The sequence below is a fragment of the Chitinophaga chungangae genome (assembly GCF_017742215.1).
GTDB lineage: Bacteria > Bacteroidota > Bacteroidia > Chitinophagales > Chitinophagaceae > Chitinophaga > Chitinophaga chungangae.
On sequence record NZ_JAGHKP010000003.1, the window covers coordinates 388,031 to 399,425 of the forward strand.

Below are 11,395 nucleotides of genomic sequence, written 5' to 3' on the forward strand. Positions count from 1 at the left end.
ATGCTCTCCACAGACATACAGGAACAATTCCTGGCGAAGCTGGGCGCTTACCGCGACCTCAGTCTCCAAACGCTGATAAGCATCATCCCGGACCGTGAGCCGAAAAAATATCTCTACGACCTGGTGACGTTGTACCCGAAACGCGGCGGCAAAGGGTTCCGGCCCGGATTGTGCCTCGCCGCCTGCAATATTTTTGGCGGCACCACCGCCGAAGCGATGAACTCCGCCATTGCGCTGGAATTATTCCACAACGCCTTTCTCGTGCACGACGATATCGAAGACGAAAGCGACGACCGCCGCGGAAGCCCTACCATGCACGCCGCGCACGGCATCCCCATCGCCATCAACGTCGGCGATGCGATGAACGTGCTCAGCATCAAACCGCTCATGCATAACATCTTCACCCTCGGCCCTAATCTTACCTGGCAGGTGTTTTCGGAAATAGAGCACATGGTGCTGGAAAGCGTGGAAGGCCAGGCCATGGAGCTGGGCTGGCGGCAGGACAATCTCTGCGACCTGAAAGAAGACGATTACCTGCGCATGATCCTCAAAAAAACATGCTGGTACACTTGTATCCACCCGCTGCGCATCGGCGCCATCATCGGCTCCGGCGGCGCAATAGACGCGGATATGTTCAACCGCTTCGGGTACTACCTCGGCGCGGCTTTCCAGATACAGGACGACCTGCTGAACCTTATCGGAGATCAAAATAAATATGGCAAAGAGATCTGTGGCGACGTGCTCGAAGGCAAACGCACCCTCATGCTGATCTACCTGCTCAATTCCTGCAATAAAAAAGAAAAGCAAAAACTCGAAGCCTATCTCGCAAAAAGGCGCGTATTGCGTTTACCCGACGAAACGGAATGGGTGATGCGGCTGATGAAAAAATACGACTGCATAGACTACGGCAGGAAAAACGCGCAAAACCTTGCCGGTGCTGCGTTGAAGGAGTTCTACACCGTATTCGGCCACCTGCCCGATTCGGAGGATAAACAGTTTATCGAAAGCATGATCCTTTATATGATCAACCGTGATTATTGATCCCTTTCAACACATGCCCCGCCAGCTGAAAGGAATTGCTGAGAATACCTTTCCCCCAGCTCACATAATTCCCCGGATGCTGCATCACATCGCCGGCAGTCTGTACCCCGAACAGCATACCGCCCCAGGCCAGCCGCGTGAGGTTGGCCGGGCCTTTGGACGCCTCGCGGAACGCGTCCGTTGCCAGCGTTTGCGCGCCCTGCAGGATGCTCTTGCCGATGAACGACGCGCTCATTGCTTCGTTGGCGGGTTTGAGGCCGGCGAGAATGCCGCCCGCAACATCGGCATAGGCATCGTCCTGCCGGGCCTTTTGCACGATGATGTCGAGCAGTTTTAACCACAGGGGGTTAAGGTTCCGGTTGCGGATGAATTGTATCAGCGTATTGGAAAGCGACATGTCGAACCCCAGCTCTTCCACGATCTTCTTTTTATACGGCGCCAGCGCCGCTTCGCTGAACTGCTGCCGCCGGAAACATTCGGTAATGGCTTCCGCCGCCCAGCGCCCGCTGAGCGTGGCGTACTGGATGCCTTCGCCGTTCAGCGCGTTGATGAGGCCGGCTGCATCGCCTACGAGCACCAGCCTGTCCGCGATTTTGGGATGTGCGGGATTGTACGTGGCCAGCGGCCAGCCCGCTACTTTATCTTCCATTTCACCGTTGCCGATCTTCGCTTTCAGCGCGGGGTCTTTTTCGATCAGCTCGAGCAATAATTGTTTGAGATTAACGTCTTGCTGCGGGAAATTTTCCTGCACCATGCCCACGCCCACATTCGCGGTATCCGGCCCGGTGGGGAAGAACCAGTAATAACCGGGGAAACTTTGCGAGGTGAAATATAGTTCCGCCTGGTCCGCAATACATTTTACGTTTTTGTAGTACGCGCGCACGGCCAGTATCCTGTCTTCCGACGCTGGTTTGCTGCCGGTAAGCAAACGCGCCACGGTGGAGCTGCTGCCGTCTGCCCCGACGATCATTTTCGCGAACAGCGCGCCTTTTTTGTGCTGCGCCAGCACGCCGTTGCTGAACACCTGGTAATCGAGCAGCCTGCCGGGCACGAGTTTCGCGCCTTTCTGCAATGCGGCTCCCAGTATCCAGTGGTCCAGCTCCATCCGTGGGATCACGCGGCCATGATCGGGTATGCCGCTTACCAGCGGGATGTTTTTGGTGATCATCGGCCGTCCGTCCAGGTAAAGCGCGGCCTGGGTGATGACGTTCGTTTTGCGGAACTTTTCCTGCCGGTGAATGCCCATGCCTTCCAGCTCGCGGATGGCGACCGGGCCTACAAAATCGCCGCACACCTTGTCTCGCGGGAATAGCTGGTAATCGAGAATCGTGACCCTGATGCCCTGCGCGGCAAGATGGTATGCGCAGGAAGCGCCTGCGGGGCCTCCGCCGGCGATCAACACGTCCGTATCGTACTGCGGGGTTATATGCAGTTTCATGGGGCTGGGGTTTATACCGAATTTACGAAAAATAACAGCCCGTATCAGCGGTTTTACTTAAATTTGATATACAACTCCGAGCCCCAGATCATCAGCACAACGTACTGCATACATTCGCCCCAATAAAAAACGCTTCTTATGGAAAAAGGAAAGATTTCCTCCCTGAAAGAATTGCAGCAGCAGATGCCCCGTATCATCGAACAGCACGGCAAAGACCCGTCGCTCACCTTCCTGGCCCTTGCAAATCCTTTGCTGGCGTTGGAAAAGATCGGTTATTCCTTTACGCCCGAAGCAAAGGAAGAGATCGCTGCGCATGTGCGTTTCGGTAAAACCGGCGCAGAACAGGTGAAAACGCTGCAGCAACAGATCTTCACCGCCACCGGCAAACCCTTCGACCTGCGCGACGCCGCGGCGCTGCGGCAAAACCTTTCCGCACTGCTTTCGCGGCCAGACGATGAAAACGCGCCCAAGCCGAAAACCAAAGCTGCCGCGGCATCCGGCCCCGTTAAACTGGCGCTGCCCCAGGCAGAGATCGACGCAATACTCGACAGCGTGAAAAGACCGGTGAAAGTAGAAGGCGGTAAAGTAACAGACCCGCTGGAAAGTTTTAACGGCAAGCATGCCGTGATAACACCTTTGCTGGAATACCGCCGGCTCGAGGCCACCCATCCGCAGTTGGCGGAAAAAAGTGTTGTGGAAGCGCTCGTAAAAAAACAGGACAAATTTCCCTTACGCAATATCCGCTTCCGGATGAACCGGTCGAACGGCAAAACGAAATAAGCGATCATTGAAGGCATGAGCATCACCATATCGTTTTTCATTGCAGTTAAATCCCCATAAAACCCCATCAAATGGCAAATACGCATGGTTTTGAAGTAATTGCGGAACTGACCGTTCCCGCCCTGAAACAATTGCTGCTGGCCGCATGGAAATCCGGCGGCGACGCCAGCGGCCCCGGTGTGATACCTGAATACATCAACATTCCCAACACCATCACTTTCGGCCCTTACCAGGTGGCCAGCGGGCATGTACAGATCCCGAAAGAGCAGCTCGATCTTGAAATGGACACCGGCGTGAACGGCGTACGCATCAAACTCGGTACCATCAATCATATCGAGATCGCCAACCCGCCCATCGACGCGGCCAAACTGTTCGACATCAACGCGGATGTACGCGTGCGCGTGCCCATCCGCGAGACCGATCCGGCCAATCACGAGATAGGCGCGGACTTCACGGCCATGCCCGCTGATGCCGTAAGCGTGACCATCACCAGCGGCGATCCCATTGCGCCCATCACCACGGCGGCCATCGAAGAGTTTGTGCATAAAAAATACCAGGAAGGCGCCATTCCTTCCCAGATCACGCCAGACCCTTCCATCTCTTTCGGCCCGTTCAGCATGAAGGTGCATACCGAGTTGTACGACGATGTGAACAACCCGGCCAAAAAGATCACCATCGAAAAGCCGGACCCCGGGCATGTGAAGGTCAACATTCCCTGTTATCTCCGTTTTTATGATATCACCGGCAGTTTCGCCGGCTTCGAACTGGCCACGCCGATGGGCATTACCGGCACCGCCGTGATGCTGGCGGAATACACGGAAGACACGGACCGCATCTTCGTAAAAACTTCCACCGCCACCGTTACGCTCGAAAATGTAACGCCCGCGCCCGGCATTGAAGGAACCAATTACAACTCCAATAAAACCGCCGCCAACATCGGCGGGTACGACCTTGAAGCGCTTATCAAAACGAACTTTACGTCCGCCGCCAGCGGCCCGCTGCACGCCTTCGGCGATGTGGAAGTATTTGTGCCCACCCTGGCGCAGATCGAAGGTTTTATCGCCGCGCGCGTGCGCGACGAACTGCTGGCCCGGCAGAAGATACAGATATGGAAAGTGGAAGACCCCAGCGGCACCACCACCATCAACGACGTAACGCCGCAGGCTTACAGCGACGGTTTCGCCCTGTGCATCAACGGCGGCGGAGGCGGCAATCCCGGCGCGGTAACCAGCTTCGTGCCCGCGGGCCGCGACTTTGCCATCGCCACCAGCGAAGCCAAAGTGCGGCAGGAATTTAACAAGACCGTGAACGATCAATACGGCGACCTGCCCACCACGCTCGACGAAAAAGTGGAAGGCAAAACCGTCAAGCTCAACAGCATCGGTCTTGGCCTGCACGTCGGCGAACTGAGCGTGAACGGCGAAGTGACCATCGTGGACGCCGTGCTCGACAGTATCGATATTGATGCAGGTTTCGATCAGCGCGTAGGGCTGAAGTGGGTGGACAAATCAGACGGCACGCAAATGCTCGAGCACGAACTGATCGGCGAGCCAGACGTAGACCTCGGCGCCGGCGCATGGCTGCTGGTGGCCTTTCTCGGCTTCCTCACCTTCGGGGTGATCGGGCTGATCATCGGTCTTATCATTATGGCGGTAGTGGAAAGCATCGCGTCGAAAATCGGCGGCGTAGTGGCGAAAGACGAATCCGGTAAAGTGACCGGCATCGGTGCATGGCCCGGCAGTCTTGACGCAATCGGCAACGTGCAGGCGCGTTTCGAGAACCCGGTGATCATCGACCCCACCGGTCTTGTGTTCGCCGGCAACATGATCATCACCAGCACATTCGCACTTACTTCTGAAGACATGGCGCGCTCGCACGGCCCGTACAACATCACCGGCAATGCGTTCGTAAACTTCAACGGCGGGGCGGACAAACCGACCTCGAAAGCCTTATGGCTGGCGGGAGACGGCGCATCGTTCAACCTGCGCAACGTTTCCCACCGTTTCGGCAGAAGCGGCGTGTACGTGGCGCGCGTGCAGATCCAGGTAGATGAAAACGGCGGCGCCACCACGCGGCATTACACGCGGGTGAACGTGAAGAACGTTGCGCCCGTCGTGCAATTCGATATACCCGTGATCACCATCGAAGAAGGGCAGAAGGTAACGCTGAAAGCAGGCTTCACCGACGATAACTGGCTGGACACGCATAAGGCGATCATCGATTTCGGCGACAATACCGCGCCGCAAACGCTGACAGTTACGGAAACCAACCAGGAACCGCAGGCGCAGGGAACCATGAGCGCCGAGCACGCCTGGTGCGATAACGGCAGTTATACCGTGCGCCTCACCGTGCAGGACAGTGCGGGCGGCGTGGGCGAAACCACAATGCTGGTAAACGTAGTGAACGTGGCGCCGAAAGTGTATACTTACAAACGCCTTTGCGTGCTGAAAAATCAGCCCGTTCGTCTCGATGCGGTATTTATAGACGCAGGCTGGTGCGATTCGCATGTAGGCACCTGGGATTGCGGGGACGGGCATATCAAAATGGCGACCATCCGCGAGAAAAATAAATCGCCGCAGGGCGTGGGCATCGCCTCGGCTTCGCATGTGTACACCTGCAAGGGCAATTACGTAGCGAAGGTGACCGTGCAGGACGACGATGGCGGCGCAGGCACCGCGTATTCGCTCATCACCGTTACCGAGCTGCAAAACGCCCATTTTGAAGACGGGTTCCGTTATAAACCGCAGAAAGAAGCGCGGAACACGCAGGAAGATGCGATCGTGGCGAACGAATGGCAGCCTTTCGCATCGCCCGTGCTGATCATGGACCCCGCCAGCGGCGACGTGCCGCCGTTCAAAGCAGCGTATTTTATTCCAGATGAATTTATCTGCCGCGACGGGCAGCGGACGCAGGGCGTTACCATCGAAGGCTCCGGCATTGCGGGCATCCGCCAGGGCATTTGTGCGAACGTGGGTTGGGATTACGAGCTCACCGCGTTTTACCACCTGCCCACCCGCAGCAGGGGCGTGGCGAGGATCGGTATAGACCCAACGGGCGGCACCAGCCCGGTTTCTGAAGATATCAAATGGGTAGAAGCCGCAGCCGTGGACGAATGGGTGCATATGTCCGTAAGAGTGACGGCCGAAAAAACGCGCATCACCTGTTTTATCGCCGTGTTCCAGGAAGGCGGGGAAAGCGAACTGTACATCGACCGCACGGCGCTGTTCGTGATACAGGCCTGCGACCCGTATCCGCTGATCATGCGGCCGAAAGACAGGCGTGATGATTGTTGCCCGGTAGACGAACTGGAGCGGCACGATTTCGATAAACTGGAAAAATACATCAGCGACGATATCAAAATGTATTACCCCGGCACCGCCGCTTACCGCTCCACGATGAGCGGGGTGAGAATGGTGGATGAAAACAACCCGCCGCCGTCTTTCCGGCTGGACAGGCAATCCGGCGAACAACTGATGAACATGGCCGTGAGCGGGGCTATCCAGCTTACAACGGGCATTGCGAAAACGCTGATCAAAGGGACGGTGGGGAAATTATTGCCGTTTGGGAAAAGGAGGTAAGAGGTCCGGAAGTGGTTTTGATCAGTCTAGGAGTTTTATTTGTTACCAAAGAATTGGTAAATCGCATTATCATGTCAGTGAAGAAACAAACATCTCAAAAGTTAACACCTGAGCCTAAGTTGTCTTTTACTAACGACGAGGAACGGCTTCGGCGTGACATATATCGTCCGGATATTGAAAAGTTGCATCTTTTTACCCAAATGCTGCGCGTAAATGCCTTATATAAAAAGGCAAAAATTACCCATAAATAGAAGGAATGGATTTTTTAGATGAAGAACTGATCAGGTTTTGGCGAACCTTGAATGAGAAGGGGGTTAAATACATTATGGTTGGTGGATTCGCAACCCGTTTTCATGGATATAACAGGAACACTGATGACCTGGATATGTGGTTAGAAGATACGCTGGAAAAGGAATAGAGCTGGATATTCTCGGTAATATGAAAGGGTTGGAGCAGCTATCCTTTGATGAATGTTTGCAAATGGCTTCAATTGCTGATATTGAGGGCGTTTCTGTTCCATTCCTGCATATTAATCATCTCATTGAGAATAAAAAAATAGTAAATCGTCCAAAAGACCAGATCGATGTTATCGAGTTAGAAAAGATTCGCAAGATCAGAGAGGGAGAAGCGTAACCTCATGCAGGCTTCATCCGCATCGTTATATTTTAATCGCTTACCTATGAAACTTGGAAGATTTATCAGTCTCTATATTTTACCCTGCGCCATATGGGTGTTCGTGCTGACGCATGTTATTTTTCCTATTCACGGCAGCCCGCGGTAGAATGCCGTTGTGTTGCTGATGGTGTCGATATTCTGGTTGGTATACACCGCGTTATGGGCGCTGGCGGGAATTATTTACCGGTGGCTCAATAAACAATCGTTCAAAGGTTTTTTATGGGTGCCGCTGGTAATGCTGTCATTTCCGCCATTGCGCTGGGAAAAAATGAATTGATCGCGCTGGGCGGGTTTGCCGCCGCTTTTGTGATCGCATGGTTCTGTTCCCGCAAAACTACTCCTTCATTTCCGCCGCAATAATTTCCGCGATATCCAACACTTTTACGCTATCTTCTTTCCCCGCTTCTTTCACGCCGTCGGTGAGCATCGTCATGCAGAAAGGACAATTGGCCGCTATCACGGAAGCGCCGGTGGCTACGGCTTCGTGGCCTCTTTCGAAGTTGATGCGCGTTGTACCTTTTTCTTCTTCCTTGAACATCTGCGCGCCGCCCGCGCCGCAGCACAGGCCTTTGCTTTTGCAACGTTTCATTTCCACGAGATCGGCATCCAGCGTTTCGAGCACGGCGCGGGGCGCTTCGTAGATGCCGTTCGCCCGGCCAAGGTAACAGCTGTCGTGGTAAGTGATCTTTTTGCCTTTGAACGATCCGCCTTCTTTTATTTTAATGCGGCCTTCGTCTATCAATTGCTGCAGGAAAGTGGTGTGATGGATCACCTCATAACTTCCCCCCAGTTCGGGATATTCGTTTTTGATGGTGTTGAAGCAGTGCGGGCAGGCCGTCACGATCTTTTTCACCCCGTAATTATTCAGCACCTGGATGTTGTTGTAAGCCATCATCTGGAACAGGAACTCGTTGCCGGCTCTGCGCGCGGGATCGCCGGTGCAGGCTTCTTCCTTGCCCAATACGGCGAACTGCGTGCCGGTTTTGGTCAGTATCTCCGCGAAAGCCCGGGTGATCTTCTGCGCGCGCTGGTCAAAGCTGCCTGCGCATCCCACCCAGAAGAGCACTTCCGGCGTTTCTCCATTGGCAAAATATTCGGCCATTGTTTTGATCTGCATACACTTGTGTTTTAACTGTTGATCCAGGCATCACGGTCGTCCGGGCTGAATTTCCAGGGCGCCATATTGTTTTCTATGTTGGAGAACATCATGTTCCATTCCTGCGGCGCGCTGCTTTCCTCCATAATGAGGTGGCGGCGCATCTGTAAAATAATATCGAGCGGGTTGATGCTTACCGGGCATTCTTCCACGCAGGCGTTGCAGCTGGTGCAGGCGCGAAGCTCTTCTTCGGTAATGTAACCGCGCAGCAGCGTTTTGTCGCCCGCTTCGCCGTTTTGCCGGCCGATCTCTTCCGCGCGGTCCCTCGTTTTCATCATGATCAGTCGCGGGGAAAGCGCTTTGCCTGTTTGCGTGGCAGGGCATGCCGCGGAGCACCGGCCGCATTCCGTGCAGGCAAATGCATCGAGCAGGTTTTTCCAGGTGAGGTCGTGCACGTCTTTGGCGCCGAACTTCGGCGGCGTATCGCCGGGGGCCGCATTGGCGGCAAGTTCCGGCTGCATGGCGTACAATACTTCCTGTTGTATCTCGGGCATATTGTCCATTCTGCCTTTCGGTTTCAGGCGCGTATAATACGCGTTCGGGAAGGCCAGCACGATATGCAGGTGTTTGGAGTACGGAAGATAATCGAGAAAGGCCAGCACGCCGAGGATATGCAGCCACCAGGCCGTTCTTTCAATGGTTATAAGGGTTGAATCGGAAAGACCGTTAAAGATGCCCGCAAAGTGCTGTGTGACCCAAAACGGCTGCACGGGCACGTAATGCGGCACGCCGCGGCTTTGCAGGATGCCGTCTGCCGTGTTCATGGTGAGGAACAGCGCCATCAGCACGATCTCAGTGATGAGGATGTAATTGGCGTCGGACCGCGGCCATCCGTCGAGGTCTTTGCTCAGAAAACGCCTGAGCTTGAGAATGTTGCGGCGAACGAGGAAGATGGCGCAGGAAACGGCCACCAGCACCGCCAGTATCTCGAAACAGCCGATCAGTATGCCGTACAGCGGCCCCAGCACGGGCGCGAATATACGATGGGTGCCCGCCACGCCGTCTATGATGATCTCCAGTATTTCCAGGTTGATAATGATAAAACCGGCGTAGACGAAAAAGTGCAATACCGCCACCAGCGGGTTACGGAACATCTTTTTCTGACCGAATGCAAGCAGTACCAGGTTCTTCCAGCGCAGCGCGGGCTGGTCGCTAAGGTCTATATCCCTTCCCCGCAGGATGTTCCGCCGTATACCCGCCACCCTGCGCGAGAAGAAGTAAACGGCGGCGACAAGCGCCACCAGGAAAAGCAGTTGAGAAACAATTTGCATATGCGTGATTTGACCGGTTGTTAGTTGCAATTTATGTATTTTTACGGCTGTACAAAATTGAGATATGGAAAATAGGAACGTTATCCTCACGCAGGAGGCGATCGAAAAGAAGATTGAACGGATTGCGTATGAAATATATGAGCACAATTACGACGAGCCTTCTGTAATACTGGCGGGCATTTGGGACCGCGGTTCCATTCTCACGCAAAAGATCGCCGCGCATTTACAACGCATCGCTCCCTTTACCGTGGAAGTAATGGAAGTGAAGCTGGATAAACAGAAACCGGCGGAAGTGGAGCTTTCCCGCCAGCTGGACTTTACCGGCAAAGTGATCGTGCTGATTGACGATGTGGCCAATTCAGGCCGCACCATGTTGTATGCGCTCAAACCCTTTTTGCAGTTCCTCCCCAAAAAAATACAAACAGCCGTACTGGTAGACCGGAAACATAAATCTTTCCCGCTGTCTGTGGACTTTGTGGGCTACAGCCTCGCCACTACGCTGCAGGACATGGTGATGGTAGACGTTTCCGGCGACGAGATCTCTTCAGCCTATCTTACCAATTAAAAATAAAGGGCGTGCATCTTCAGCCGCCCGTTCAGATCCAGCTCCAACGCGGGCGCGGGTATTTTGATCATGTTCAGTACCTGGAACAGCACTTTCACTCCTTTGTGTTTCGTGCGGATCTTCGTCAGGTCGATATCCGGTGAAAAAATGAGCTGGCGTTTGCGTTTCAGCCGCGTATAATCGTGTGTAACGCCGTTTTCGTCCGTCCAGAGGTTGACGTAATCGTCGAACATATTATCGGCGCTGTACCCCACGGCAATATTGAGCCAGCGGGGGAGGCGGCTTTCCGGCATCACGCTGCTGAGGTTCAGGCTGAGCCAGTAGGTTTGCGAGTTATAGTCTTTGAGCGTTCTTTCCGCCCAGGTATGCCCGAACTGGTCGGTTGCGCGGGCTTTCAGCACCGGGTCTGCATAACGCGCGGGATAGGACGAGAATTTCAGCTGGAAACGTTGGTTGTTCCAGGCCAGTTCCTGGCTCATCATCACGGCCACGCCAATGCCGTTGGCGGCCATATCGCCCCAGGACCATCCCCAGTTTTCCGAATGCGCGTCCAGCAGCTCTATCACGCTTTGATAGGCCAGACCGCTCATGCCGCCGATCCATATCTGCTGTTTGCGCGGCAACCCGCTCCAGCGCCATATTTCACGGCTGTATTTGGACAACATGTAAGCGCTGAAAACGTGCCCCGCTTTATCCATCTGCAGCCATTCCCCCGAATCGTTGAAGGTGTGGAAGCTGCGTTGCGAATAACCGCTGTACCAAAAGCGGTTCAGCACCAGCAGGGAGTTGGTGTACACGGCAGCCGTGGCCCCGCTGAGCGCCCAGATGCGGCCTTTCGCGGGCTGGTCGGGGATGTCGAAAAAACCGGTGTAATGCGCGCTGTCCTGCACA

General features: G+C 54.7%; 10 protein-coding genes. 6 read left to right on the forward strand and 4 right to left on the reverse strand.

What is annotated here, in order from left to right:
- Window positions 1-1,041: a polyprenyl synthetase family protein gene (locus J7I43_RS15875; protein WP_209146804.1), complete on the forward strand. Its 1,041-nt coding sequence runs from the start codon at window positions 1-3 to the stop codon at window positions 1,039-1,041.
- Here J7I43_RS15875 and J7I43_RS15880 read toward each other — a convergent pair.
- Window positions 1,025-2,479 (reverse strand): geranylgeranyl reductase family protein, encoded by a 1,455-nt coding sequence (locus tag J7I43_RS15880; RefSeq protein ID WP_209146806.1) that lies wholly within the window; start codon window positions 2,477-2,479, stop codon window positions 1,025-1,027. The two genes, J7I43_RS15875 and J7I43_RS15880, sit on opposite strands and share 17 nt — an antisense overlap.
- Window positions 2,480-2,617: 138 nt before the next feature.
- Here J7I43_RS15880 and J7I43_RS15885 point away from each other — a divergent pair, with 138 nt between their 5' ends.
- The 4 genes from J7I43_RS15885 to J7I43_RS15900 all read left to right on the forward strand — a co-directional run bounded on the left by J7I43_RS15885 (window position 2,618) and on the right by J7I43_RS15900 (window position 7,470).
- The gene (locus J7I43_RS15885) at window positions 2,618-3,259 is read left to right on the forward strand and encodes a hypothetical protein (protein ID WP_209146808.1); all 642 of its coding nucleotides are present in this window, start codon (window positions 2,618-2,620) and stop codon (window positions 3,257-3,259) included.
- Window positions 3,260-3,330: 71 nt separating this feature from the next.
- Window positions 3,331-6,837, forward strand: a complete 3,507-nt coding sequence (locus tag J7I43_RS15890) for a PKD domain-containing protein (protein ID WP_209146811.1) — start codon at window positions 3,331-3,333, stop codon at window positions 6,835-6,837.
- 71 nt (window positions 6,838-6,908) lie between these two features.
- Window positions 6,909-7,088, forward strand: a complete 180-nt coding sequence (locus tag J7I43_RS15895) for a hypothetical protein (RefSeq protein WP_209146813.1) — start codon at window positions 6,909-6,911, stop codon at window positions 7,086-7,088.
- A 136-nt stretch (window positions 7,089-7,224) separates the two neighbouring features.
- Entirely contained in the window at window positions 7,225-7,470 is a 246-nt protein-coding gene (locus J7I43_RS15900; RefSeq protein ID WP_209146815.1) for a hypothetical protein, read from the forward strand.
- A 376-nt stretch (window positions 7,471-7,846) separates the two neighbouring features.
- Here the strand turns inward: J7I43_RS15900 and J7I43_RS15905 are convergent, their stop codons facing one another.
- Together J7I43_RS15905 and J7I43_RS15910 are read right to left on the reverse strand one after the other, a co-directional pair.
- Window positions 7,847-8,629: a (Fe-S)-binding protein gene (locus J7I43_RS15905; RefSeq protein WP_209146817.1), complete on the reverse strand. Its 783-nt coding sequence runs from the start codon at window positions 8,627-8,629 to the stop codon at window positions 7,847-7,849.
- An 11-nt stretch (window positions 8,630-8,640) separates the two neighbouring features.
- Window positions 8,641-9,939, reverse strand: coding sequence for a (Fe-S)-binding protein (locus J7I43_RS15910; RefSeq protein ID WP_209146819.1), 1,299 nt, complete (start codon window positions 9,937-9,939; stop codon window positions 8,641-8,643).
- Window positions 9,940-10,003: 64 nt separating this feature from the next.
- Here J7I43_RS15910 and J7I43_RS15915 point away from each other — a divergent pair, with 64 nt between their 5' ends.
- Complete coding sequence (locus J7I43_RS15915; RefSeq protein WP_209146821.1) at window positions 10,004-10,504, forward strand: phosphoribosyltransferase family protein; 501 nt, start codon at window positions 10,004-10,006, stop codon at window positions 10,502-10,504.
- On the opposite strand, the gene J7I43_RS15920 is transcribed toward J7I43_RS15915, so the two are convergent.
- Window positions 10,501-11,394 (reverse strand): DUF2279 domain-containing protein, encoded by an 894-nt coding sequence (locus J7I43_RS15920; protein WP_317197085.1) that lies wholly within the window; start codon window positions 11,392-11,394, stop codon window positions 10,501-10,503. The two genes, J7I43_RS15915 and J7I43_RS15920, sit on opposite strands and share 4 nt — an antisense overlap.
- Window position 11,395: the final 1 nt, after the last annotated feature.